Genomic DNA, 24,839 nt, shown 5'->3' on the forward strand with positions numbered 1-24,839 from the left:
AGGACAGTCATGGCCCGCGATAAACTCGCAACCTACAAAAAAAAGCGCGACTTTGAAAAGACGCAGGAGCCAAAAGGCGCGAACCGGCCAAAGGCCTCGAAGAAGCTGCGCTTCGTTATTCAGAAACATGCTGCGACGCGACTGCATTACGATCTGCGTCTCGAACTTGACGGTGTTTTCAAATCCTGGGCCGTAACCAGAGGACCCTCTCTTGATCCCGGCGACAAGCGCCTGGCGGTCGAGGTCGAAGACCATCCGCTTGATTACGGGGATTTCGAGGGAACGATCCCCAAAGGTCAATATGGCGGCGGCACTGTGATGCTCTGGGACCGTGGTTACTGGACACTAGAAGGAGAACTGACCGCCGGCGAGGCGCTTGCCAAAGGCGATCTGAAATTCACGCTGGAAGGTAAGCGACTGCATGGCAGCTTTGTGCTGGTGCGCATGAAAGCGGATCACAACGGCTCCAAGCGCACCAACTGGTTGCTGATCAAGCATCAAGACGCGTTTTCCGTGTCCGGCGACGGTGCTGCCGTTTTGGACGACAATGACACCTCTGTCGCATCCGCTCGTTCCATGCAGATGATAGCAACCGGCAAAGGCAGAAAGCCGCGCCCCTTCATGGTTGAAACTGACGCTATCGCGGCAGACGCCGTTTGGGAAAGCGGTCATGGCCTTGCTGCTAAAAAGCGCGAAAAGAACAAAAGGATGTCGGAGACCGCCAAGTCAAAGCCCGCCACCATGCCGGACTTCATCCCACCCCAATTATGCGAAACCCGCGAGAGGCCGCCGGCTTCGAAAAACTGGATTCACGAAATCAAATTCGACGGCTACCGCATCCAGATGCACGTCAATTCTGGCATAGTCACCTTGAGAACCCGAAAGGGTCTCGACTGGACAGAAAGATTTCCAGCCATTGTAAAAGCGCGGCAGCACTCCCCGACGGCATCATCGATGGGGAAATCTGCGCCCTGGACGAAAGTGGAGCACCTGATTTTGCAGCGTTGCAGGCAGCTTTGTCCGAGGGCAAAACCGATGCCCTGGTTTATTTCGCGTTTGATCTGCTTTTTGACGGCAGCGAGGACCTGCGGCAACTTCCGCTCACCCACCGCAAGCAACGACTCGATCAGATGGTAGAAAGCGTCAGTGAGGATCCGCTGATCCGCTATGTGACACATTTTGAAACAGGCGGGGAAGCGGTTCTGCGTTCCGCCTGTCGTCTTTCGCTGGAAGGCATCGTTTCCAAACAGGCGGACGCCCGCTATGTCTCAAGTCGTTCCGACAGCTGGGTCAAGTCCAAATGCCGTTCAGGCCATGAAGTGGTGATTGGCGGCTATGCCGCGACCAAGGGCAAATTCCGTTCTTTGCTCGTCGGCGTCAATCGCGGCAGACATTTCGTATATGTTGGTCGTGTCGGCACCGGCTATGGCGCAAAAACCGTTGCGGGCATTCTACCGAAACTTCGTGCGCTTGAGGCCAGGAAATCGCCTTTTACCGGTATCGGTGCGCCCAAGGGAGGCACCGATATCAAATGGATGAAACCGCAATTGGTCGCAGAGATACAATTCGCCGGGTGGACGGCAGACGGCCTCGTTCGCCAAGCGGCGTTCAAAGGGTTGCGCGAGGACAAGCCAGCGAAAGAGGTGGTTGCCGAAAAGCCGGCAGCGCCGAGCGACGTCGATGTCCCTGAAAACGACACCGCAAAGCCTGGACTTATTCTCGCCTCTCAAGCAGGCGGCAAACCCAATATCATGGGCGTATTGATTTCGAGCACTGATAAGACACTCTGGCCGGATGCCGGGGATGGAAAGCCGGTCACAAAACTCGATCTCGCCCGCTATTACGAGGCGGTGGGACCGTGGTTGATCAACCATGTCAAAGGCCGGCCCTGCTCGGTGGTTCGCGCGCCCGATGGTTTGCAGGGCGAGCAGTTCTTCCAGCGTCACGCGCTCCCAGGTACCTCGAACCTGATCGAACTTGTAGAGGTGTTTGGTGACAGGAAGCCCTATCTCCAGATCGATCGGGTGGAAGGGCTCGCAGCAGTCGCTCAAATGGGTGGCGTCGAACTGCATCCGTGGAATTGTTTATCCTATGAACCCGAAATCCCTGGTCGGCTGGTGTTTGATCTCGATCCTGGCCCTGACGTGGCTTTTTCGAGCGTTATCGAAGCGGCGCTGGAAATGCGCGATCGCCTTGATCAGCTTGGTCTGGTCAGCTTCTGCAAAACCACGGGCGGCAAGGGACTGCATGTGGTCACGCCGCTTGGCCGCGGCAAACGCAAAAAACTCAGCTGGGCAGAAGCCAAGGGTTTCGCACACGATGTTTGCCAGCAAATGGCCGGCGACTTGCCCGACCGCTACCTGATCAAAATGGCCAAAAGCCAGCGCAAAGGCCGTATTTTCCTGGACTACCTACGCAATGACCGCATGTCGACAGCCGTTGCACCGCTCTCACCCCGAATGCGCGAGGGGGCAACGGTGTCGATGCCGCTCAACTGGACCCAGGTCAGAAGGGGCCTCGACCCCAAGCGATTTACAATCCGGACCGTTCCCGCGCTGCTCGGAAAGAAAATGGTCTGGGAGGACTATTTTGACGAGCAACGTTCTCTGCGTGAGGCGATAAAGAAGCTCGAAAAATCGATACGTCCACCAGCTTGAGCAATCGTCAGCACTGTACGCGCACCCGCGATGAGAATGGGGTTGCATTCGTAGTGCAATATATGAATCCTTTGTAACATCGTATTTCTGCAAGTGTTTGCACCACGATTTGTGAAGCTCGGGTGCCCTTCGCGTAACCGGAGCATATTTGTTGGCGGTGGTTTAGTTTTTGAGTCAAAGTCAGAAATATTAAACCCTGTGCATATCGCGTGTTCCGCATCGATATTTCATGGCTATGGGATTCCTGATTTTGGCAAATCATGATTCTCTTTTGGTATGCCGAAGAGAACGCTTCCCTCGCCTGAGCATGCTGACACGCTTTCACTGAATGCGTTGCGCAGTCTGGTCACGGGTTTGGTTGAAAAGGCAGAACATGCAGAGGCTCGACTTGAGAAACTGGAAGCTGAGAATGCAGCACTCCGTGAGGAGAATGCCGAGCTGCGTCTGGAAAACACCCGGCTTAAAGTTGAGAACCAACTCCTTCGCGATGAAATTGCGCGGCTGAAAAACCTGCCACCACGACCGCCGTTCAAACCGTCAGGCATGGACAAGGCCACAGACGCGAAGGTTCACGACAGCAGCGGCGGCAAGAAGAAACCTCGTGGGCCCAAACTGGACGCGGACCGCGTTGACCGCGACGTTGTTCTTCATGCCGATGTTCCGGCTGGATCACGCTTTAAGGGCTACAAAAGCTATTACGTGCGCGACGTGGTTTTGCGTGCTGAAGTTATTCATTACCGGCGCGAATGCTGGGTGACCCCGGACGGTAAAACAATCCTTGCGCCGCTGCCTGCCGGAATTGTCGGCGGCTACGGACCCAATCTGCTGCGGTTGTGTTTAATGCTTCATGCACAGGGCCAGGTGACGATGGAACGACTATCGACGCTGTTGAACGATATCGGCGTGGATATCTCGAAACGACAGGTTGTTCGTCTGCTAACCAGGAACCTGGATGGTTTTATCGCTGAGGATGCTGCGGTTCTGCATACTGGTCTTGTGTCGGCAGACTATGTAACGGTCGACGACACCGGTGCTCGTCATGCCCGCGATAATTTCTATACTACTCATATCGGCAACGCGCATTTTAGCGTCTTTCGCACCACAAAGACGAAATCACGGCTGAACTTTCTGTCGCTGCTGCGTGGCAATTATACCGACTATGTTCTTAACGATGCAGCATTCGATTATTTGCAAGCCCGTAACATTGATCCTGCACTCATAGCCCGCTTACACCCCCGCAAACCACAGCACTTTCCCAATCAGGTGCCGTTTCTTGAACATCTGCTCAGAAATGGCGTCGATATCTTCGACAACAATACGGTCCGCATGTTCGGTGAAGCTGGTCTATGGGGAGCCATCCGATATCACGGGCTTATGGGCAATACGGTCATTGTCTCTGACGATGCAGGGCAATTCCGGGTTGGGGAGCATGCATTGTGCTGGGTGCATGCTGAACGCTTGTTGCACAAGCTGATGCCAGCAACGCCCCAGCAGGTCGGACATGTCGAAACTCTGCGCAAACTCATCTGGCTCTTTTACAAGCTTTTGAAAGACTTTGCCCGAAGTCCCAGCCGTCGTGCAGCTCAGGCCCTTGAAGTCAGGTTCGATCGGATATTTTCCATTCGCACCGGATATGCTGATCTGGATAAGCTTCTGGTGCGCTTACTGCGCCGTAAGTACGAATTGCTGAAAATTCTCGAACGACCCGAAATCCCGTTGCACACCAATGCGTCCGAGAACGATCTGAGGAGTTGCGTCACCAAACGCAAGATCTCTGGCGGTACCATGAGCCGGGATGGGCGTGTCGCCCGCGATACCATGCTCGGTCTCATGAAGACCTGCAAAAAAGCTTGGTCTGTCCTTCTGGCATTATCTCGGCGACCGGCTTGGCGTGCCCGGTCAACAGCCAGCGACCCCTGAACTTGCAGCTCTCTCATTATCGCAAAAGCCTGATCACGCTTACTTGCGACCACCAGGCTTTGAAAATGGGACTACCTGCCCTGCTTTTGCCGGCACCTCATCCATAATATGGCGGTCTGTCAGTGTCAGTAATGACGGTGAAACGTTCCACTGCTTGTCGTCATCCGTATGCACCGTCACCGTCTTACGATTGCAGCGCAGAACAAAGCCCCGATTTACGGCTCCATCCGGCCCTGTAAACGTCACGCCGCTGCCGATCCTGATATCCTGCAACGCTAAAGCCGTCTTTTTGCTGATGCAGATATTGCAGGCGCTCAACGATGCGACGGTTCAGCGCCATCAGCGTTGCTTCATCCAGACTATCAATGTCGATCTCAGTCATCCGCGCCTTCTTCAACATGAAATTGAAGCAATCTTCTCTCTCACAGACCGGATTATGATACATTGCAAGTCAGCGCGCAATTGCACAGTAAAATAGCACCGCCAACGGATGTGCCCCGCGTACGACTTTCTGGCGGGATAGCACGACTTTTCTTCGAACTAACCTTTTCAATAGATTACACAAATATCTCTATACGAAACCGAATATTGCTCTAGCTTTCGTTACTCTGATGTCAACATTACGGGTTTATAACATCCGATAAGTACAGGTTATCGAAGCTTATTGATTTGACGCCGCAAATCAGCGAAAGTCAGGGCAAAATGCGAGGAACACATGAACAAAACATACGACAACGACGCCGCTTTTCAGCGCACACTTCTTAGCTGGCATCAATCTCGCAGACAGATGAGCCGTCGCGCAGTCGATGGATTCGCTATGGCAATAGCTTTATCTGTCTGGCTCGGTTCGGCAGCAGCCATCGAAATCACTGTCCGGCAAGCCGAAGGCTTCGACTTGCGCGTCATTGACCAGATGTTGACTTACTTTTGTGGACATCGAGCGCTTTTCTCACGTTGCCTTTACGCAGTATCGTAAGCGGGGCCGTGAAATAAATGTATGGATCTCTGAAACTGTCACCGGCGCCGCAGGCCTGATCATTGGTCTCTGCTGCGGCTTGGCTCTTCCAGTGCTATTTCGGGAAACAGATCCTTCAGCTATCAAAATATTGCTGACCGCGCCAATCCTTTGGATTGGTTTCGAAGCGTTTGCTTTCGTGATGTGCTCAGTGCGGCATCTGTCGGAAAATTTCTACGGTCCGCTTGCGGAATAATCCAGGCGGACAGGAAATCTCATTTTGCCAAACAGCCTGAGAGAACGACTGAGATAATGAAAAACTCCCGTGTATTCTCGATATCACAATCCGCCATCGAACAGCGCGCCGAAACGCTCGATACGATAGCCGCTGTCTTACCGATGAATCGGCGCGACATGCTGGCTGGCATTTTGACGGATCAGGATGTCGAGACACTGCGTCATCTGGTCAATGAAGGCATGGGCGAAAACACGCTGCGCGCGCTAACTTCGGATCTGGCCTATCTCGAAGCCTGGTCAATGGCCGCAACCGGCAGCCCCCCCTCCCCTTTCCGGCGCCGGAAGCCCTGCTCCTGAAATTCGTCGCCCATCATTTGTGGCGGCCACAGCAGCGCGAGATCGAACCCGATCACGGCATGCCTACCGGCGTGGAAGAGGAATTGCGCCAACAAGGCTTTTTTGCGTGTATCCGGGCCGCATGCACCAGCAACGGTGCGCCGGCGTCTGGCCAACTGGTCGACGCTGACCCGCTGGCGCGGTCTGGAGGGTGCGTTTTCATCGCCGTCCGTCAAATCGGCCGTCCGGCTTGCGGTGCGCGCCCTGAACCGGCCGCGCAGCCGCAAGAGTGCCCATGCGATTACCGGCGATATTCTGGACAAGCTGCTGGCAACCTGTTCCGGCGAGGATCTCACCGCTTTGCGGGATCGGGCTATCCTGATGGTAGCCTTTGCCTCGGGCGGGCGTCGGCGCAGCGAAATCGCAGGCTTGCGCGTAGAACAACTGGTCAAACAGGTGCCTGTCACTGACGAGGATGGTTCCCCCCTCCCCTCGCTCGGCATCCATCTCGGTCGCACCAAAACCAGTGGTGCCGGTCACGATGAAACCGTCTATCTGACCGGCCGACCCGTCGAAGCCCTCACCCGCTGGCTGGAAGCAGCTAGGATCGACAAGGGCAGCGTGTTTCGAAAAGTCGATCGATGGAGCAATGTGTCCGCGCGTGCGCTGGAACCCAGCGCCGTCAACCGGATCGTCAAACAGCGCGCGCAAATGGCCGGGCTCGACGCAAGTGAATTCTCCGCGCACGGCCTGCGCTCCGGCTATCTCACCGAAGCGGCCAATCGTGGCATTCCGCTCCCCGAAGCGATGGAGCAATCGCGTCATCGCTCAGTGCAGCAGGCATCCAACTATTACAATAATGCTACAAGGCGAAGCGGTCGTGCGGCCAGAATGCTATGAAGATAACTGCCATGGGATAGCTATTACGCAGCCCGGATCTTTGCTCTAAGGACGTCTGCAATAATTGAATATACTTGAGCGGGATTATGATAATGCAATTGCGCTAAAGCACCGATTGCACTTGTTAGAAATCCTTGCCTCAAAAATAGCTTTTCAACGGCCGCTCGATGCTCTACTCGCGTGAGAGCGTTGAGTTGTAGTCCTTGAATAGTCCTATGGCCTTTTAATGATCGTTTTTGAAAAACGTATCCCTTTTTTACCTTGATATGATTGCTGAAAACGTCGAGATGTGGATGTACCCAGCGAAAGTCTGCTGCGGATGAAATCGCGACTGGTGGTATGTTTCTTGAGAGCACGGGGCTACAATTTATTAAGCCCCCTCCTCCAGAAACTTTATTAGATCGCCTTTTTAGTTTTTCGCAAAGCAGCTTATAACTCCTCGCTTTCTGATTGTTGCACGTTGAGCATGAAAGCGCCAGATTCCGAATTTCGAAGGTGAAAGCGGGGTGAGCAGATTTTTCGATGATATGTTCAAGCTCGGTGTCACGGTAATCGCCAAGCGGTCGTCGACAGTAGCAGCAGAGAGAGCGCTGAGCATGCCTTAGTGTGCTTTTTAGATTCTGCTTGAATTCGGTGACAATCTTTGCGCGACTATCCCAATTGCGACCCGCAAATGATGCAAGCGTAACTCCGCTTGCGTAGGTGGGCGTCGGTAAAATGCGTTCGAAGCCTATATTCAATCTCGACGATCTCCATCCAATAACGCATCAACAACCGCACTTAAAGGGTCGCTTTCCGACAACGCCTCGCGCAAATGCCGCAGTCTCGGCAAAAGCATTATGAAATCAGCACTTTTTGTCAGATCGTTTTCAACCAGATTAACGGCTCTTTGAACAAGGTCGACTACATTGAGGTTCCGGCTCGAAGCGATGCCGAACTGATCGAAAAGAATACTATCACTTGATGCGCCAAACTGGACCGGAGCCGCAGGCATGACGTCCATAGGGATACTCAAATCGACGATCATGCTATCGGGTTTTGCAGAAGCTACAATGAGTGGCGAGTGTGTAGAAATAACGAGATGACCATCTTGCATTAATTCACACAACTCAAGGACCGTTCTCATAAAGTCTTGTTGCCACTGAGGATGAAGGCTGTTTTCCGGCTCATCAATCAGCACAATAGATTCCGCTGTAACTGAAAACCCTAACGCCAGAAGACTGGTTAGCATGTGGTATTCACCCGAACTAAGCTCGTAAGCCGAAAACGGTTCTTCGCCCGGACGCTGTACAAAGGCTCGATCGATAATGAGTATATCAAGCAATAACCCAAGCCTCACGGCGCGGTTCTCTGGAGTGTCAGTGACACTAAATTGATCCAACGTTGTTTGGAGAGATTTTCCTTTGCGCTCCGTTATTAGGACGTTCAAGAAATCGAAATCGTCCCCAGAAAATTGGGCTACCACACTTTGAGCGGTAGCCTTAGATATGCCGCCTCGATTTTTCGTTTCTGCGTTTTCGTCCAGAGCTATAGCGAGGATTTCGTGCGGCGTTTTCGATGGAAACCGCTTACGGAATTTGGGATCGTAGCGGATATCTAGACTCAGCCTGGGAAGAAGCCCTGAAAATGAAAACGTCCTTTCGAAGAAAGGTAATCGAAACCGCTCTTTCATCGCCGGGTTCAACGCGAAGATAACTGCAGTTTCCAGAGGAAGCTTTTTACTGAGTAAATTGGTCCCGGCGCGTTGGCCGATATAATGATAGTTTGCCACGTCGTATTCTGTACGGCGCCCACCCTGCATCTTCACGGGAAATCTGTCAGCAACCGATCCCGAAAAGCAAACTACTGGAGTCGGCGTGGGTGCCTGATACTGGCCGCAAAACTGTACTCTCGTCCGATGGTCCGGCAGTATAAGCGCCGATACGAGATCCCGAAGCACCGAGCTCTTTGTGAGCCGTTTTGACCTGTAAGTAGCGTGAGTTCAAAACTTGGACTTAGTACACCGGTATTGAACTTTAATAACCGCTGATCTCCTGAGCGGTCGTAATATTTCAAACTCTGAATTTTTGGCATCTTCCCCGCCTCAGGTCTCATCCATTCGAAGCTCTTAGTCCATCAAACTTAGCTTTTACTAACTGTTTGGTTTGGGAAAGAACCTCACAGACTCTGACAATCGCACTTCAAAGTTCGAACAGACTCAGTTGGCGACCTTCAAGCTCTGCGATCAGCCTGTTCTTCGTTCGTGGACTACGGAATAGTTGATATTGCGCTGCGCTTTTCGCTGTTGCACATGCGTTGGCGACCAAAGTAAGGGCATCAAATACTAGTTGTTTCGCGTCAGATCCGAACGGTATGGGCAACTTCTTCTGAGTGCAGATAAGATGCGCCGCATAGAGTACAAACCAGTGTCCATATACTAAGTACTGCTGCTCGCCTGTAGACTCTATAGCGTCCTGCTGCTTAGCAACGTAGTCGTCACGCATATCTTCTATCAACCGATAGAGTTCAACAAGACGACATAGTTCCTCAATGGAATAATTCTCGTGAAAGATCCCTGCAAACCGCTCGCCAAAAATCTTATCGGAGTCCGCCTTAGCGCTATCCGGCTCCCCCAACTCGTATGAAAGTAGTATTTGGCCAAGCTTTAAGGCATCGAGACGGCGCCCGGGGTCCTTGTCGGCATGCATATTTCGTTTGCGTTCGAAATAATAACCTTGATTTAGAAAAGCTATCTCGAGCTTTTTGAGTATCGGATGGTTAGCTCTTAGATCTCGAGCTTGAATGCGAGCTTGACTGTTAGTTGCAACTGCTACACGCTCCGCAATATCTCCTCTCGCCGTAGCGTAAACCCTGACCATAATCACAATATTTTCGAATGCGTCTGGGGAACGATTGTAGGCTTCCAATAACGAATGCGAGGTTTGAGCACCATTGACGATCTGAAAATCTTCAATCTTAATCACCGGGTTCGAATGACCCTTGTTGTAGGCATAATCTTTGCAGGTAATCGTTATGCCGTTGTTCAGATACCAAAATAGATGGCTATCCTCGGACACGGCTGTTTGGATAATATTGCTATTATAGCCGCCGGTTGATCCGAGAAAAATGCGCAGGTTTTCGTCGAACAAATGTCGCTTGATGGATTTGCCATCTGACGTTCGTATCATATCAACGAAAGAGCGTGCGTCCACGGATGCGATAACCCCGCGTATATCCCCGTCACTCCGCTCAAATGCTTCCCTACCAATAACTTGCAGATACCCATTCTCACGTTCGCGACCGGTAGCGCCGATGTCCCTCATAATTTCGGCAGGACCGTATAGTTCATAATCAACGCTAGGCATCGAATTAAGCGTACTATCGAGAATCGTGGTTGCCGAATGAGACAAGCCCTTCCCGTTGCTACAAAAAACAACCTTATAACGGCATATTACGCCAGTGCGGTGGAGCTGCCAGATTCGCGAAACAGCATCGGCAAGTTGAAGGTTCCCCGTTTTCGTAAGCCTTTCTTCTCTGCCAAAGAGACAATGCAGAAATGACCCAATTTTAAGAACCTCCGCGTCATTTATCGTTCGGTCCGTGGAGTCGAGAGATGTCCTGTGCTTTGATTGAAAGACCAGAACTTCAGCGTGATCCTCTCTCTCAAGAATTTCAATTGCATCGACCCCGAGATCGTTTCCTCCATCGACAATCATCTCAGGATAATCGGAAGATCGATCCGGAAAAAACTGCTCCAGCACCAGATAAAGGAATGCGAGAGACTGTTTTGAAAGCGCATATCTTGCCTTTGCAGCCGACACTCTGGCTTCGACAATATCCCACTCGACTAAAGAAACAGCCGGCATTCAGACCACCCCATATACCCTACATGAATGCACCAAGTTAGTTGGGACGAACACGCAAGTGGAAGCAACATTCTGAGGCACTACCGTCTTATCAACATTAAAGTGCACCTCAGAACTGCCCCACCGAACTGCCAGCTTGGGTTGGGATCATAAACTCATGCGACAACCTTATCGTTCTTGACTATTCGTCTGCATTTAACTTTGTGACGTTTCGCTCCCAGACAAAACCAATCTCAGTAATTTTTGTCCGCCGACAAAAGTAGGAAAATATTACTTTAAATCAATATGATAACGGACCGGAGCGCGAGCTATAGACCCCGCGAAGGCGTTAACTTATTATTAACTTTAAATTTGTTGCAGATCCCTAAGAATCGGACATAATAACGGTTAGTTTGGCCATTCTGTCCAAAAATCGTTTTTATGGAAATCAATGGGTAATGAACGAGATCTCGCTCAAAAAGCCGAAAGCCACGCTTAAATTCGAAAAACACATCCTCGATCAAGGGGATCAAATTTCGAAGAAGTTGCATTTGCTCAGCGTTCAGAACTTCCCAGATTCTGGAAAAAAGACACTTCGTTCATTCTCTCTTGCAGAAGCATCACAATATATAGGTGTAAGCCAGAGTCACCTTAAGAAACTTCATTTGGAAGGCAAAGGCCCCGCTCCTGAAACTTCGCCGTCGGGTCGGCGATCGTACACCGCTGAGCAGATGCATGACATTCGCCAGTATCTTGATCAAAACGGTCGATCGGAAACACGTAATTACGTCCCGCACAGAAAGCCAGGCGAACATCTTCAGGTCATAGCGGTCGTTAACTTCAAAGGCGGCTCTGGGAAAACTACAACTACCGCCCATCTGGCCCAACATCTGGCTCTTACTGGTCATCGCGTCTTGGCAATCGACCTCGATCCTCAAGCCTCGCTTTCGTCACTGCACGGGTTTCAACCGGAGTTGGATCAGGTCCCTTCAATCTATGACGCGATCCGATATGATGAGGAGCAAAAGCCGCTCTCTGAAATTATTCAGAACACCAACTTTCCTGGACTGGATCGTTCCTGCAAATTTGGAATTGCAGGAATTCGAATATGATACCCCCCTCGCAATGAGTGACCGCAATTCGAATGCTGGTAAATCATTCTTTACCCGCATCTCGAAAGCCCTCGAAGAAGTTGACGATCAATACGACATCGTCGTCATTGATTGCCCTCCACAGCTTGGCTACCTGACTATAACGGCGCTCACGTCAGCCACGGCAGTTCTTATCACGATACATCCCCAGATGCTGGATGTGATGTCGATGGGCCAGTTCCTCCTGATGCTTGGCAATATTCTCGAGCCTATCCGCGCTGCCGGCGCAGAGGTAAATCTGGAATGGTATCGCTACCTTGTAACCAGATACGAGCCAACAGATCAGCCACAGGCTCAGATGGTGGCTTTTTTGCAGACATTGTTTGGCGAGTTTATCCTCAAGAACCAGATGGTCAAATCAACCGCTGTCTCAGATGCAGGGATCACAAAGCAAACGCTCTATGAGGTCGAAAAAAGCACGATGACACGTTCCACCTATGAACGTGCAATTGAATCATTAGATGCCGTCAATGGCGAAATTGAAGGCCTTATCCACGAATCTTGGGGCAGATGAGTTTGTCTGCTGACAAATTCAGCATTTATGATTGCAAATTCAGTGAGATAAGCGATTACGGAGATTGAAATGGCTAGGAAAAATCTTCTGGCGGGACTTACGGAGTCAACCGAAGAGCCAGTGACGTCCAATTATCGGATCGGTGGCGCATCCAAATCCATGATCCGTTCTGTTAATGAGCTTGCGCGTCAAGCTGACGCTTTCCTTGAAGGCGAGCAAGTCGTCGACCTCGATCCAAATGTTATAGACAGTTCTTTTGTATCTGATCGTCTTGGTACTGATGGTGAAGAATATCAGCAGCTTCTTCAAGCTATCCAGGAACGGGGACAGGACAGCCCTATACTCGTTCGTCCTCATCCAAGCGTAGATGGTCGTTTTATGATCGTCTTTGGTCATCGTCGTGTAAACGTAGCCCGCGAGCTCGGACGCAATGTTCGAGCAGTTGTAAAGGCACTTGACGACAAAACACATATTATCGCGCAAGGACAAGAGAATTCGGCTCGAGCAAATCTCAGTTTCATTGAGAAAGCTCTTTTCGCAAAAAATCTTGAGACACTCGGATATGACCGTGAAACAATCTCCTCCGCACTAGCAGCTAATGCGGCAGCGGTTTCCAAGATGATTTCCGTAACGTCCCGTATTTCGCCGCAACTCGTCAACATTATAGGATCAGCTCCTGGGGTAGGGCGCGAACGCTGGCTTGAACTAAGCCTTCTAGTCGAACGTAAGGCCGCTGCAATTTCCGAAATCGTAACTTCAGACGATTTTGGTTCAATAGATAGCGACGAGCGTTTCAATCGGGTCTTCACTGCGGCGAATGCCAAAGGCAAGCCGGTCAAAAAGGAACGAACCACACCAACGGCAAAGTCGTGGGGATCTAGCGAATTTGCCATTACGATGAGTCAAAAGCCGAAACAGGTCGATTTCTCTTTCAAAAGCGAGAAAGCTAGACCGTTCGGCGATTGGTTATCCGAGCGACTTGAAATCCTCTTTGAGGAATTCAAGCAATCAGAAACCAAGAATGGAGATTGAGCCGCAAAAGAAAAAGGCCCCCAAACGTTGCCGTCGTGGAAGCCCTTCTCGATGTTTTAGCAGACTGAGAATCGCATTTCCCCGAATCGGTGTCAAGAGTCATAAGCGTCATTTTGGCGGGTGGATTTCTTTTGCCTTTTGAAAGGTGAGAGGGAATGCAAATTCTGGGAACTGTCACGTCCGTGTTTCGCGGGCGAAGGAATAGTTTCGCCCAAAATCCTGAACTGCAGAATAAGCAGGGCAGGGGGGTAAACAGATGGGTGATTTACAAACAGCTCTGTGTGGCCAAGTCAGCACTCGATCTCAATGATCGCTGCCTTGCTGTGCTCAGTTCGCTTTTGTCATTTCTCCCTGACGACGACATGAATGAGAAAACCGGCCTCGTCGTTTTTCCATCCAATCGCCAACTATCGCTGCGTGCCCACGGCATGCCTGAATCAACGCTACGCCGTCACCTGGCTTCATTGGTTGAGGCCGGGATCATTGCGCGCAAAGATAGCCCAACCCGCAAGCGTTATGCGCATAAGGACAGGGAAGGGGGCGTTGAACTTGCCTTCGGCTTTTCCTTTGCGCCCTTGCTTGATCGCGCATCTGAGATTGCCGGTATCGCAGATAAAATCCTTGCGGAGCAAAAAGCCTTGAAACGGCTTCGCGATGAAGTGTCCGTCATGCGCAGAGAGATCGCTTCGGCTTTTTCAGAAAACGCGGATGGGTCCGGTGACTTTATTGAGGGTCTTGAAGGGCTATTTGTTCGCTTCCGTGACGTTGTAGACGCTATTCCTCGCCGAGCATCCCTCGATGAGCTGATGATTATCAAAGCCAATCTGACAGCCATATACGATGAATTGGTTATCGCTTTGAAAAACATGGCAATTGTTCCAGAAATGAGCGGCAGCGTCGCTCAATTTGAGCGGCAGCATAATGAATCCCTGCCAGAATCCCTTTTTAAATCTCAAAATAACAAAAAGATTGATTTGAAGGCGTCTTCTTCGGAAACGACGGTTCCTGAGAGCCTCGAAGACGAGAACCGCATTCGGGTTTCACCTTCCATTTCGCTCGATCAAGTGCTGCGAACATGTCCGGATATTCGCGAATATGGAGCGCACGGCATCAGCACATGGCGAGAGCTTCAAGATGCTTCACAGATCGTTTCCGGCTTCCTTGGTATAAGTCAGTCGGCTTATGGTGAAGCTCTGAGCGTCATGGGGGCAGAAGCTGCGTCGACGGCGATTGCATGGATTCTGCAGAAGCTGTCGACCATCAATTCGCCTGGTGGTTATTTGCGGTCTTTGACGCAAAAGGCGAGGGCAGGGGGCTTTTCCATCAGTAAGCTTCTGTTTTCCGGGATGAAAGCCAATGAAAGCTTGGCAATAGCAGGGTCGCAGTGAATTCCGACGCGCAGGGACGGACATTGTACAACAACAATCCTTGAAGTGTCATGCTTAGTGTTATATATAGTCAGGGTAGATGACTGTGCAGATTTTTAAGAACGCCTGGTTCGAGCGGTTTGCTCGAAAGCAGAGGATTACGGACGTCGCCTTGATAGAAGCGGTGCGTCGTGCCGAGCGCGGTCAGATAGACGCCGATCTCGGTGGCGGTGTCATTAAGCAACGAGTCGCCCGGGCAGGACAGGGAAAGTCGGGCGGGTTTCGCACGATTATTCTATATAGGCAGGAGCGGCGGGCATTTTTCGTGTTCGGTTTTGCAAAGAATGAGCAGGCCAACATTGAAGACGTTGAAGAAGTTCAATTCAAGAAGATGGCAAAGGAACTTCTTGCGTTATCAAATGAGCAAATGGCGCTGCTGATCGAGAGAGGGCGTTTTTCGGAGGTTGACGATGGTGAAGAAATATAAGAGCGAAGCAATGGCGGCCATCCACGAAACTATGGAGGGCCTGTTTGAAGTCGGCGCGATCGACAAGCAGACTATGCGAGAATTTGATGATGCTTGCCTGACCGCGATTGAGCCCCTTACCCCGGAAGAGATCCGCTCCATTCGCGAGCGTGAACATATATCGCAGCCTGTCTTTGCCCGCTATCTCAATGTGAGCAAGGGTCTGGTGTCAGATTGGGAGCGCGGAGTGAAGAAGCCTGGCGGACCTGCATTACGGTTATTGACCGTTGTTCAGAAAAAAGGGCTAGAAGCGATTGCCTGATTACAAAAAAAGCGATCAGATGGGCGGGCCAATTTATGATCGTTTATTCCGTGAACACCACCAGGACGCCGGATTTGACGATTCTTGCGAGTTCTTCTGCATCCCAGTTTGTAAGACGCACGCAGCCATGGCTCGATGTTTTGCCGATGCGTGAAGGGTCAGGCGTGCCATGAATACCGTAAGTGGGTTTGGAAAGCGCAATCCATACCGTACCGACGGGACCGTTTGGCCCAGGCGGAATGGTCAGAACGCCTTCATTGGCTCCCTGTTTGAAGTTGATCCTGGGATTGTATGTATAATTGGGATTGTTCGCTATTCGTTTGACCTGAACCGTGCCCGAAGGAGAAGGAGTGTCCGAAGAGCCGATCGTTGACGGGTAGGCTACCTTCAGCTTTCCATCTGAACCATAGCCCCGAACCTGTTTGCGACCTTTATCTGCTATGATATGGGCAATCGGCGTGCGTTTGGCTTTGCCGAGATTGGGAACTTTGATGATCGAGCCTGGTTGATTGAAATTCACCCCTGGATTGATCTCTTTGAGGAAACCCTCATCGATTTGAAACCGCTCGGCAAGCATTTCCGTGACTGAGGTATAAGCCATTGCCGGCAATTGGGCTTTCAAAGCGTAGTCAGCGGGGATTTCTGCAACAAACTGCCTGCCAACATCTTCATTTGTGATGAGGTAATCCTTGAAAGCTGGTCCGCCGGTATTCTCCAGTTCGGTCTGAACCGCTGCGGGATCGGCTGGATTGATAAATCTACCCGTGATTTCGCCAAAAGCCGCAGCAGCCTTGTCGACATTGCTGCCGGAACGCCCATCGATTGCGCCGGGCGACGCGCCTGCCCTGTTCAACATGATCTGATAGGCTGCAATCTGTTCTTTGGAATCAACGCCTCTTGGCATTTCTATCGCGGGTGCCATGTCGTCGGCGGTTGGAACATAAGTCGATGAAGTGTCCTGACGAGTTGGTTGTGTGCGATTGATGCTGCCAGTGGTCATCTGGTCCAGTTCGGCTTTGATCGGTGCAATTGACCCCACTAATGCGGGCGGTCGGATATCTTTACCTGCAAAAGCAGTCCATTGATCGAGCGGTCAATTGAGGACGACGGCATAAAATGGCGTCGGTGCTGGTCGAAAGATTGCCGCACTATCCCATGTTCAAAAAATAGCGTCGCTGCGTTGCCCGAACTGACAAGCACGCCGGAAATTACAACAATCCTCAACGTGAATTTAGATAAAGTGCGAAGTGCGACATACCGTAAGCCTGATTGGACCCGATAAGTATTCGCCGGATTATGGTTAAATATTCGTTTGCGGACGCTTCTCTAGGCAAGAAATTGGAGTGAACACAAACCGAGAACTCTCGCTCGGCGTAGCTGCGATCATAACGCGATTTACGCCGTTACCCCATCTTATTGGCATGTCAGCTATGCGAAACTGGCCCTTCTGTCTGAGATCACGCGGACCTATATGCTGTTTGCAACAAAGAGAGAATTTTTGAGGAGAGAGAAATGAACCTGATCCGCTCGTACAGCAACTGGCGCCGTTATCGTAACACTGTAAACGAACTGAGCCGCCTGAATGCTCGTGAACTGAATGATCTGGGCATCATGGCTTCGGAAATCCCGTTCTTAGCTCGTCAGGCTTCAGGTCGCTAACAAATTTTGATTATCGCTGAGGCCGTTCCTCCCAATTCCTCGGCGATCTAAGACCAGACATCCTCCTCCCAAGGTCTGGTCTTCCTCATAAACACCCGTCGCTCCTCCAGCGGCGGGTGTTTTGTTTTTGGGGGAGCGAAGGGCAACCCGCAGGACTGGAATTGCGGGGTATGTGCCTTCGAGTGCCAACTGTCGACCAGAAAAATGGACGGGTTGGCGCAGACGCCCGGTGCTGCGGCCGATCTTAAGCCTTACCGAGACGCTTGCGCAGTTCGGCGTTTTCTGCTCGTAGCTTACTGGCCAGTTCCTTGCGCAGTTTTAGATTTTCAGCTTCGAGCGTCACCAGAGTCTTCAGGTCATCACCTGAAGGCGCCCTTGCCGCTGTTGGTGCTGCCTTTTCTGCTGCGTTCTTCCAATTGTAATAAGTCTGTTCACTGACTTCCGCTTGCTGCAATGCAGCTTGCAGAGTGACCTTTCCCCCTTTTGTTGCTTTTTCGATAGAAGCGAGAATGGCGGCACGCTGCTCGGGACTATATCTCTTGACCGTGCGTTTTGCTGGCTGTGTTACAACGGGTTTAGCCTTCGCGGCAGCTTTAGGTGCTTTGGCAGGTTTGGTGCCGACCTTTGTCGCCGTTGAAGGAGAAACAGCGCTAGTCTTTGCTTGTTTTGGCGCAGCCTTTTTCCGGGGAGCGCGTGTTTTTGGCATGTCACCGACAGGTTCAGCAGCATTGATTGCAGTTGCAGCAGGTTTTGCATCGGTAATTGTTTCATCAGCCATGTTGAGTTTCTCCTGTGTTGGCGGACGGGCAGTTACTTATTTCGGGGACAGACAGATCAACGCTTAATGTGGAAGTAAAGTCGTGTAGTTCATGGTGAACTTACGAAAGAGATTTTTCCGAGAGGCTGTTGTCACAATTGAATGCAGTGCTGAACATTGAAAAACAGGCTGGAAATCGATAGGTAGAGTCAAGCGCTCTTCTCACCCCCTTCTGTCATATTTCATCTGAAAGCCATTCACGGATGAAGAATCCAGTTCGCAATGTTATCGTCGAATATAAGAACAAGCGTGCCCGCAGGGGGAATGCATCCTTGTGGGGAAATCTGGATTTGAAGTCGATCGCCCGGGAAGTTGAAGCGGATACGTCGCAATCTCCGATAGATGTTCAGGCAGGAGCTCAATCCCCCGAACCAATGCACGACAAGGCTGAGACAGCCGACCTGGAATTCCTGCCGCTGATCGCGGCTACTGCTGAAACCGTTGCGGACGAGCGAGAGCTTTCTGTCATTGATGCGGTAGAGCCAGAAAAAGAGCCAATAGCGCCCATTGCGGTCCAAAAGCCAGAAATTGCCGAAGAAATTGTTGTCAGAAAGAAAAATCGCTCTGTTCGGCGCAGCGTGAAGAAGGTTGCTCGAAAGAAAGAGAAAACTGCGAGACCTCCGGTCGCAGAGACAGACAGCCCGTCCGAACTACTGTCCCTCGAAAGCGAGAATGCGTCTCTCAAGCGCGAACTGCTTGCGAAACTGCGCGCAGAAAATGACGCCTTGTTCGCGCTGCTCAGACGAGCCGATCTGCGGACCACCCACAGTAGATAGGTCCGTTTTATTCAGGCCTGCATGTTCATTGGCCCGACGACGACCTGGCTGAAACTGGCATGAAGCAATACCAACCGCGTGTTCTGGTCATTTGGGAGTGTCCGGTTTATCGTCGGCAAGGCTGTCGCGTGTCGGGAAGCAGGCAACACCAAGTCCGTTTTGGCGCGAACGGGGAGGTTGATTGACAATGAAATCATGGAGTGAGCGCCTCGTCGCGGGGCTGAAGAACTGGCGATCGCGCAACAACGACACCGGGGCGGATGCAACGTCTGGTGTACAAAGCCCAGCCGATACGAGCCCAGAGCCATCTGATGACGGTTCAAAGGCAAAACTGTCGATCAGGGTCACGGTGGAAGACTTTGAAGGAACAGGCGTTGATGCAATTCCGCAGATAGAACCGCCAACGCCACTTGAAGCTTCCCCAGTGCTTGCGAATGAAGTGCAGCCGCCTGAAGCATTGTCAAGTCAGCCGGAGCCGACGCACGAGGCGGCGAATGAACCTTCCACCTCATCATCTGTTTCAAAACCGACGCAAAATCTGTCCCGGGGAAGATCATCAAAGTCCAAGGATGGATTGATGGCAGGCAATGACCTGACGGTGTCAGACGGGGAAGGGGACTCAGCTAACGAAGCGGCTGAGAACAAAAGCGTCATCAGCAAGAGGAAGTTGCAGTTCGATCATGAATTGCAGAAGGTCACCATCAACACGACCCCGGCAAAAGAGCTTGAAGAAGCAGATGGCAACGCATCCATCGGGGCCGAGCCAGTAAACCCATCGGAAGCGTTAGTGTCGTTTGAGGAAGCGAATGCACTTCACGAACCGTCTAGTGGTGCGGAGCCACCGAGAATAGAGCAGGCGACAGACAAAGATGCGACGATTCCTGGGGCGTCCATGTCACCGCAAATGCGCTCCCGTGACCGAAAGCCCAAAGCTACTGATGAACTGGTGACCGACGAAATGCTCGCAGAACTTGAAGCGGAAAACGCCCGCCTTAAGCGCCTTCTCCGTGAAAAGCTGAGTGCGATCAAGGATAATTCTGAGAATTGAACTAAGGGTCGCGTGCGACACCGCCAGACTACCGTCGAACGATTTTGAACATAAGGATTAGTGATGGCTGTTACATTGTTGCATGGAACCGGTAATCTTGTCTGCGACGGCGTGGATGCGGGCCGGGTCGAATTCAGCATCGCCAGTCCGGCTGATGGGCCGGACATGACAAGATGTGGAAAGGTCTGGGGCAACAGGCAGGCGATAGCTGCCTCGATGGATGCTGAGAAGATTGAGCTGATTGTGTCAGAGCCGAGTGAGACGCTTCTCCTGGATCTCCAGGATCTGGATCGCGATGGTGGCGCCTTGTTCTCTGTTTTACAAGCCACAGCTGCTTGACGACGGCGGAGCCGTGAGAGCTCAAGCCGGATCCTTCGACAGTTAGGTTGCAAGGCATGGCATTCAGTAGATTCAGTCCCGATCTGCTTGAAGCTCCTTCTCAAGTTCCGTCCACCAAAAAATGCCCATAAAGGGACGGTTTGCCGTTGCTTATCAGAATTAAACCCGAGAACAGCTCGTCGGCGGAAACTTGGCTAGGGCAGAATTGTAATAACGCTTCAGACCGGTCGTTAAAATTACCCAATCGTGATTGATCGGTTTCAAACTTCAGGCGGCAATTGTTAATATCGTCGCGTGTAAACATCGCGGAAAACGTGACCGGAGGTGTCTACATGTCCCCGGCGGTCCGGGAAGAGCGCCGGGATTCAGATTATTTGAGCGTTATTAAATGCGAATGCTGCAATGACGAATTGCCGAGAAGGTGAATTCTTCACACCAATGAGAAGGTAGCAGCTTCTGATGAACGTTGTCGGTGAGCATCGCCCTGAACAAATGGGACAAACTGGACAAATGGATATAAAATCCTTATATTGAGCTGCATGAAGACGGAGTACACCCATGGCTAGTCCAAATATGCAGACGCACCACAGTAGCCGCACCGACGTAGCAGAACGTGTCACCAACAAAGTCACGAATGCGCTCAAAAGCGACAAGGCATTTGAGTCAGGAACGCTTGCGCTTTCAGCACACATAGCGGGAGCCGCATCAGCGGCCGTACTCGATCTCCCGCTAGAAGCCCGGCAGGAACTTCGGAAGCGGCAGGCCGAGTTGACGCACGGCATCAACCGACTGATTAAATCCTTTGGCAAAAAGCCGGGTTACAGCAAGATTGGTCTCACGAGACCTGATGTCGTTGAACCTTCCAAGGGCGACGGTCTTGGTACGATTGTATCCGATGAAGAAGGACAACGGCTACTCAATGACATTGCAGTTGCCCGGAAGATTGAAGACTGGGCCGGAGAGGCAGTTGGCGCAACCGAGCTCAGTCGCGACTACGGCATTCCTCGCTCGACACTCCATCGCTGGCAGCATTCCAACGAAGTAATAGCGCTTCTCAAGGGAACTAAAAAAGCATGTCTATCCGACTGAGCAATTCATTGACGGACGCCCCCGCAAGAGGGATTTCCACCATCATCGATATAATCGGTAGTCATCGAATTGCTTGGCTCTGGCTACGCCAGGTCAATCCCGTCCTAGGTGGGCGGAAACCTATCGACTGTCTCAAGCAGGAGCGCCTTGATGAAGTCATCGATGTTGCTCGTGCATATTTCGAAGCGCATTGATGCTTCATCCGGATATCCTGCAGCAACTTGCCGTTCAAGTAGATGTCAGCAATTATGTGCGGATTCTCCCGCGCATCTATGCGGCCTCGCCTTTAGGTATGGGGTTTGGACTTACGCGGTTCTCAAGTCCGAAGAATAAATTTCAATTGCTCTACCTTGCGCAAAATCCGATGACGGCAGTTGCTGAAACGATAGTGCGAGATAGGTTTGAAAAAGAAAGCGGACCGCTACCTTATGCGCGAAGAGCTTGATCGCTATTCAATTGCTGTGATCCGTAATCCGAAGCCGCTATTTTTTGCTCGACTTGCGCTATGAGGGCGCCAGCCTGCTTGGAATATCGACCGATACCGTACGCGCAAAGGCTCAAGCCGCAGGTAGACGATTAAGTCAGGAAATCTACGACCAAACCGAATTCGACGGCATCATTTATATGTCTCGCATTACAAACAAGGAATGCGTCGCTGTTTACGACAGGGCAGTCCACCTCAATCTCGAGACCGACGCCCCAGCCTTAAACTTGACGAGGTTATCAAGCTTGACCGATATTTTTGAGAAGTTGTTCGTCACTTTAATCGTAGAACCATAACATCCGACATTCAAACCGGCCAGACGCCTCAGCGATTTAGGCAGTTGCCGTCCTCCGCAATTCTGAAAACTGAAGTGGTAAGCGGCTATGCTGCCGTCAGCGGTAGTTGGTTCGAATAAAATACATGAAGTTGTGACGGCTGTTACGTTGTTCCATGGAACGGGCAATCTCGACTGCGATGGCGTTGAATTCAGGTTATGAGTTTGGCATCGACCTGGCTCTGCAGGTTGGAGAGTGTTCTAACCACGGGGAGCAGATCACGCAGCAAGCTATGCGGAAGATTTGCCAAGAGTTTCGCAAGTTCCACGCGTTCTTTGGCTTCCTCCTCACTATTGCCCCACAAATGAGGCGCTGCTTCATAAAGCATATCGATGGGTATAACGCCGAGCACTTCGCAGATATGAATCATGCGAGTGACATGAAGCTTTGAAAATGCCCGTTCATATCGGCCATAAACCGGTGTCGAAAGCCCTATTAGAGGGGCAAAGTCGGCTTGTTTGAGGCGCGCCTGTTCACGCGCTTCGCGGAGGTACTTCGCAAGCCGATGATCGATTTCTTCGAACGTACTTATCCCGTTAAAACCAGGACGCCTAAAGATTGGCTTATCGATTTCAGGATCATTGGTTTTTTCCAAGGAATGCTCGTTTGAGTAATCTAGTGACTCACTTTTCACTTTCAACTCCCTCGTTTTCAGCGCCATCACGGTGATCGCTAAGAGATGCTCCGTTATAATAGCATTTCAGAAAAGTGATTTATTCTTCTTTTCATATCAATCTTCATGGCCGGGAGCGACGTCTTTTCCGCCTCTAATGCGAAAACAGGTGTAGACGGTTCAGTGTTCAAACTGACGTTTACCGTCGTGTGCAAGTTCCATCCAAACCACCCGACAATCGTGATATTCTGCGGTTCGCTGACCCGCGTGAGCGAAGCCTACATCTTTCAAGCAGATTGGGCTGGACACCGTGTCCATATTATTGCGAGAAGTTCATGAATCTTCGTATCTTGGTGCGCTGACGACGGCTAGGCAATTCGCTAAAGTCGTAGCGGAAGTTCCGAACATCCCACAACTCAGCTAAAGTTGGCCAATCTTTCAAAAATCGCAGTACCCTATGGGCCGCGATTAAATTAAAAGGAAAGATTCCGACGGACGAATGGCCGCAATTCAGACGTAAAACTTCAGGTCTACGAGCACCTTTTTCTAACACATCAACTACCCGATCCGAAAGATTTGGACATACGATCGTATCGTCTTTTCCTAACACAAACATCATATTCAGGTGAGGTCGTGTTAGCCTTGAAAGATGATTTTCAAGATCGATTAGACCCCAAGCGCTTTTCAATTCGTCTAAAGACATTGCTGGCTCGATACGGCTACGCAGCCCTCTTAAAGTTTCCGCAGTCCATACCAGTTCGGCGGGTTTAGCTGGCGATACCATCAGGACTGCCTTACGCACTTTTTCTTCGTGCGCAGCGATGAGACCTGCAACCAAGCCACCTATACACATCCCTACCACGGAGATTTTATAGTATCCCTGCTTACCGAGCCAACGTACAAGTTTGCGGCCATCCAGAACCGCCTGGCGCATCGAACGGATGGTAAGGTTTATATCGGCATTCAAAAGCTTTTCTTCGGAGAAGTCGTCAGAACCACGCCTGAAGTGATACGGAAGGGTAGCCTCGACAACGGTGATACCCCTAGCTGCGAAAAATTTTGCGAATGCGGAATAACGATTGCGTGCGTACCAATGATGAAAGACAACGATAGCGTGTTCTTTCGTTCCGCTGTCAGTTATCTCGCATTCAAATATATTATTCTCTTCCTCTTCAGTCGTGATGTCAGATTGGAAAACAACCTGGTCTGTGCTTTCGCTTAGTGGTTCAGGCGGCAAAATAGGAGAGAAAAATGCCTGCGCGTTGAAATTTTCATCGAGCTCTAACTCTATGCTGTCGACGCTTTTTGCTTCTTTCTTGTGAACTGCGAATGTCAATGAGCTATCATACTTAAACTTTATAGACCTGTGTTCGATGAGCTTTTGACGTTGTAATGATTTTATAATGTGCTTGCGATCATGTCTGCGTGCTAAATAGCGAAACATATGTTCCTCCTGTTATCACAGCGTTAAATGGATCGACCTTTTTGCCGATAATGATTTAGTCAAAATAATCATGCTTTTAACTCTCACTGCGCGCCTCTCGTCCAAGGGGTCGTGAACCGCTCAGTGACCGTCATACAGTCCTCTGAATTCAGCATCGGCATAATATGCGATCTTGTTGGCGACGATCGGCCGTTGGCCTGCGAGGAAGAGCAGTTCGAGATGTGGCTGAAGATTGCGGACTTCATCGGGTGGAGGCACGCGCTGTATGGTGTTGGGCGTGAGAAATACCAGACTGTTGTGAATCGAGTGCCCGGCTCATGGTCTGGAAAACCACGGTTTCCTGTCCGAGCAAATCGGACGAATTGGGCGCTGTCGTGATCGTTGACACCGAAGACTTGCAGGACGCCAGCATTCGATAGAAAGGTGCCAGCGCGCTTTCCGTAGGTGGCGCGAAGCTGGTGAATGTCCTGCAGGATGGGCCAGAGCTGGACACCGTAGCCTGCCATAAGCCCCATTGCGCGTTCCACCGGTGCCAGGTGGCCAAGGCTGCGAAC

General features: G+C 51.1%; 17 protein-coding genes and 8 pseudogenes. 16 read left to right on the forward strand and 9 right to left on the reverse strand.

Annotation, left to right across the window (positions count from 1 at the left end):
* Nucleotides 1-9 precede the first annotated feature (9 nt).
* Nucleotides 10-2,657: pseudogene (ligD, locus tag C9380_RS26595) on the forward strand (DNA ligase D).
* A 276-nt stretch (nt 2,658-2,933) separates the two neighbouring features.
* Nucleotides 2,934-4,602 (forward strand): annotated as a pseudogene (locus tag C9380_RS26605) (IS66 family transposase); the annotation flags it as partial.
* Nucleotides 4,603-4,616: 14 nt separating this feature from the next.
* Here the strand turns inward: C9380_RS26605 and C9380_RS28835 are convergent.
* Nucleotides 4,617-4,974, reverse strand: a pseudogene (locus C9380_RS28835) (hypothetical protein).
* 318 nt (nt 4,975-5,292) lie between these two features.
* Between C9380_RS28835 and C9380_RS26615 the strand changes: the two are divergent.
* Together C9380_RS26615 and C9380_RS26620 are read left to right on the forward strand one after the other, a co-directional pair.
* Nucleotides 5,293-5,553, forward strand: a complete 261-nt coding sequence (locus C9380_RS26615; RefSeq protein WP_128095161.1) for a hypothetical protein — start codon at nt 5,293-5,295, stop codon at nt 5,551-5,553.
* Nucleotides 5,554-5,844: 291 nt separating this feature from the next.
* A pseudogene (locus tag C9380_RS26620) lies at nt 5,845-7,005 on the forward strand (site-specific integrase).
* A 23-nt stretch (nt 7,006-7,028) separates the two neighbouring features.
* Here C9380_RS26620 and C9380_RS26625 read toward each other — a convergent pair.
* The 3 genes from C9380_RS26625 to C9380_RS26635 form a co-directional block, all read right to left on the reverse strand.
* Nucleotides 7,029-7,745 carry an HNH endonuclease gene (locus C9380_RS26625; RefSeq protein ID WP_128095162.1) on the reverse strand — a complete coding sequence of 239 codons (717 nt, stop codon included), beginning with the start codon at nt 7,743-7,745 and terminating at the stop codon, nt 7,029-7,031.
* The gene (locus C9380_RS26630) at nt 7,742-8,776 is read right to left on the reverse strand and encodes an AAA family ATPase (RefSeq protein WP_217284130.1); all 1,035 of its coding nucleotides are present in this window, start codon (nt 8,774-8,776) and stop codon (nt 7,742-7,744) included. Before C9380_RS26630 ends, C9380_RS26625 begins: the two co-directional genes overlap by 4 nt.
* A 409-nt stretch (nt 8,777-9,185) precedes the next feature.
* On the reverse strand, nt 9,186-10,850 hold the full coding sequence (locus C9380_RS26635; protein WP_128095163.1) for an AIPR family protein: 1,665 nt from the start codon (nt 10,848-10,850) through the stop codon (nt 9,186-9,188).
* Between the two features lie 446 nt (nt 10,851-11,296).
* Between C9380_RS26635 and repA the strand changes: the two are divergent.
* The 5 genes and pseudogenes from repA to C9380_RS26660 all read left to right on the forward strand — a co-directional run bounded on the left by repA (nt 11,297) and on the right by C9380_RS26660 (nt 15,681).
* Nucleotides 11,297-12,494, forward strand: a pseudogene (repA, locus tag C9380_RS26640) (plasmid partitioning protein RepA).
* Nucleotides 12,495-12,563: 69 nt separating this feature from the next.
* Complete coding sequence (gene repB, locus C9380_RS26645; protein WP_128095164.1) at nt 12,564-13,526, forward strand: plasmid partitioning protein RepB; 963 nt, start codon at nt 12,564-12,566, stop codon at nt 13,524-13,526.
* A gap of 155 nt (nt 13,527-13,681) precedes the next feature.
* On the forward strand, nt 13,682-14,914 hold the full coding sequence (gene repC / locus C9380_RS26650; protein WP_128095165.1) for a plasmid replication protein RepC: 1,233 nt from the start codon (nt 13,682-13,684) through the stop codon (nt 14,912-14,914).
* A gap of 79 nt (nt 14,915-14,993) precedes the next feature.
* Nucleotides 14,994-15,380: a type II toxin-antitoxin system RelE/ParE family toxin gene (locus C9380_RS26655; protein WP_128095166.1), complete on the forward strand. Its 387-nt coding sequence runs from the start codon at nt 14,994-14,996 to the stop codon at nt 15,378-15,380.
* Nucleotides 15,364-15,681 (forward strand): helix-turn-helix domain-containing protein, encoded by a 318-nt coding sequence (locus C9380_RS26660; RefSeq protein ID WP_128095167.1) that lies wholly within the window; start codon nt 15,364-15,366, stop codon nt 15,679-15,681. The genes C9380_RS26655 and C9380_RS26660 overlap by 17 nt, the downstream gene beginning before the upstream one ends.
* A 43-nt stretch (nt 15,682-15,724) precedes the next feature.
* On the opposite strand, the pseudogene C9380_RS26665 reads toward C9380_RS26660, so the two are convergent.
* Nucleotides 15,725-16,621: pseudogene (locus C9380_RS26665) on the reverse strand (L,D-transpeptidase); the annotation flags it as partial.
* Between the two features lie 572 nt (nt 16,622-17,193).
* On the opposite strand from C9380_RS26665, the gene C9380_RS26670 reads away from it, so the two are divergent.
* The gene (locus tag C9380_RS26670) at nt 17,194-17,340 is read left to right on the forward strand and encodes a DUF1127 domain-containing protein (protein WP_094515340.1); all 147 of its coding nucleotides are present in this window, start codon (nt 17,194-17,196) and stop codon (nt 17,338-17,340) included.
* 244 nt (nt 17,341-17,584) lie between these two features.
* Here the strand turns inward: C9380_RS26670 and C9380_RS26675 are convergent, their stop codons facing one another.
* On the reverse strand, nt 17,585-18,118 hold the full coding sequence (locus tag C9380_RS26675) for a transposase (protein ID WP_128095168.1): 534 nt from the start codon (nt 18,116-18,118) through the stop codon (nt 17,585-17,587).
* Between the two features lie 242 nt (nt 18,119-18,360).
* On the opposite strand from C9380_RS26675, the gene C9380_RS26680 reads away from it, so the two are divergent.
* From C9380_RS26680 to C9380_RS28310, 6 genes and pseudogenes are all read left to right on the forward strand, one after another.
* Nucleotides 18,361-18,933 (forward strand): hypothetical protein, encoded by a 573-nt coding sequence (locus C9380_RS26680; RefSeq protein WP_094515342.1) that lies wholly within the window; start codon nt 18,361-18,363, stop codon nt 18,931-18,933.
* 187 nt (nt 18,934-19,120) lie between these two features.
* A complete protein-coding gene (locus C9380_RS26685; protein WP_128095169.1) occupies nt 19,121-19,981 on the forward strand; it encodes a hypothetical protein in 861 nt (286 codons plus the stop codon).
* A 63-nt stretch (nt 19,982-20,044) separates the two neighbouring features.
* Entirely contained in the window at nt 20,045-20,320 is a 276-nt protein-coding gene (locus C9380_RS26690) for a hypothetical protein (RefSeq protein WP_128095170.1), read from the forward strand.
* Nucleotides 20,321-20,893: 573 nt separating this feature from the next.
* Nucleotides 20,894-21,409 carry an antitoxin Xre/MbcA/ParS-like domain-containing protein gene (locus C9380_RS26695; protein WP_435373161.1) on the forward strand — a complete coding sequence of 172 codons (516 nt, stop codon included), beginning with the start codon at nt 20,894-20,896 and terminating at the stop codon, nt 21,407-21,409.
* Nucleotides 21,405-21,470, forward strand: a pseudogene (locus tag C9380_RS29020) (hypothetical protein); the annotation flags it as partial. The gene C9380_RS26695 and the pseudogene C9380_RS29020, both read left to right, overlap by 5 nt.
* Nucleotides 21,471-21,602: 132 nt before the next feature.
* Nucleotides 21,603-21,854, forward strand: a complete 252-nt coding sequence (locus tag C9380_RS28310) for an RES family NAD+ phosphorylase (protein ID WP_252869936.1) — start codon at nt 21,603-21,605, stop codon at nt 21,852-21,854.
* A gap of 525 nt (nt 21,855-22,379) precedes the next feature.
* Here the strand turns inward: C9380_RS28310 and C9380_RS26705 are convergent.
* The 3 genes and pseudogenes from C9380_RS26705 to C9380_RS26715 all read right to left on the reverse strand — a co-directional run.
* On the reverse strand, nt 22,380-22,889 hold the full coding sequence (locus C9380_RS26705; protein ID WP_094515344.1) for a helix-turn-helix domain-containing protein: 510 nt from the start codon (nt 22,887-22,889) through the stop codon (nt 22,380-22,382).
* A 271-nt stretch (nt 22,890-23,160) separates the two neighbouring features.
* A complete protein-coding gene (locus C9380_RS26710; RefSeq protein WP_128095171.1) occupies nt 23,161-24,285 on the reverse strand; it encodes an alpha/beta hydrolase family protein in 1,125 nt (374 codons plus the stop codon).
* 120 nt (nt 24,286-24,405) lie between these two features.
* Nucleotides 24,406-24,839: pseudogene (locus tag C9380_RS26715) on the reverse strand (type IV secretory system conjugative DNA transfer family protein); the annotation flags it as partial.

The organism is Brucella pituitosa, from assembly GCF_003049685.1.
Taxonomy (GTDB): Bacteria; Pseudomonadota; Alphaproteobacteria; order Rhizobiales; family Rhizobiaceae; genus Brucella; species Brucella pituitosa.

What these genes read in the sequence shown, in the direction of transcription:
- C9380_RS26685 (WP_128095169.1), top strand. Translation starts at nt 19,121, where the DNA reads ATGAAATCATGGAGTGAGCGCCTCGTCGCGGGGCTGAAGAACTGGCGA.
- C9380_RS26705 (WP_094515344.1), bottom strand. Translation starts at nt 22,889, where the DNA reads ATGGCGCTGAAAACGAGGGAGTTGAAAGTGAAAAGTGAGTCACTAGAT.
- C9380_RS28310 (WP_252869936.1), top strand. Translation starts at nt 21,603, where the DNA reads ATGCTTCATCCGGATATCCTGCAGCAACTTGCCGTTCAAGTAGATGTC.
- repB (WP_128095164.1), top strand. Translation starts at nt 12,564, where the DNA reads ATGGCTAGGAAAAATCTTCTGGCGGGACTTACGGAGTCAACCGAAGAG.
- C9380_RS26675 (WP_128095168.1), bottom strand. Translation starts at nt 18,118, where the DNA reads ATGGCTGATGAAACAATTACCGATGCAAAACCTGCTGCAACTGCAATC.
- C9380_RS26615 (WP_128095161.1), top strand. Translation starts at nt 5,293, where the DNA reads ATGAACAAAACATACGACAACGACGCCGCTTTTCAGCGCACACTTCTT.
- C9380_RS26690 (WP_128095170.1), top strand. Translation starts at nt 20,045, where the DNA reads ATGGCTGTTACATTGTTGCATGGAACCGGTAATCTTGTCTGCGACGGC.
- C9380_RS26660 (WP_128095167.1), top strand. Translation starts at nt 15,364, where the DNA reads ATGGTGAAGAAATATAAGAGCGAAGCAATGGCGGCCATCCACGAAACT.
- repC (WP_128095165.1), top strand. Translation starts at nt 13,682, where the DNA reads ATGCAAATTCTGGGAACTGTCACGTCCGTGTTTCGCGGGCGAAGGAAT.
- C9380_RS26710 (WP_128095171.1), bottom strand. Translation starts at nt 24,285, where the DNA reads ATGTTTCGCTATTTAGCACGCAGACATGATCGCAAGCACATTATAAAA.
- C9380_RS26695 (WP_435373161.1), top strand. Translation starts at nt 20,894, where the DNA reads ATGCAGACGCACCACAGTAGCCGCACCGACGTAGCAGAACGTGTCACC.
- C9380_RS26635 (WP_128095163.1), bottom strand. Translation starts at nt 10,850, where the DNA reads ATGCCGGCTGTTTCTTTAGTCGAGTGGGATATTGTCGAAGCCAGAGTG.
- C9380_RS26670 (WP_094515340.1), top strand. Translation starts at nt 17,194, where the DNA reads ATGAACCTGATCCGCTCGTACAGCAACTGGCGCCGTTATCGTAACACT.
- C9380_RS26655 (WP_128095166.1), top strand. Translation starts at nt 14,994, where the DNA reads ATGACTGTGCAGATTTTTAAGAACGCCTGGTTCGAGCGGTTTGCTCGA.
- C9380_RS26680 (WP_094515342.1), top strand. Translation starts at nt 18,361, where the DNA reads ATGAAGAATCCAGTTCGCAATGTTATCGTCGAATATAAGAACAAGCGT.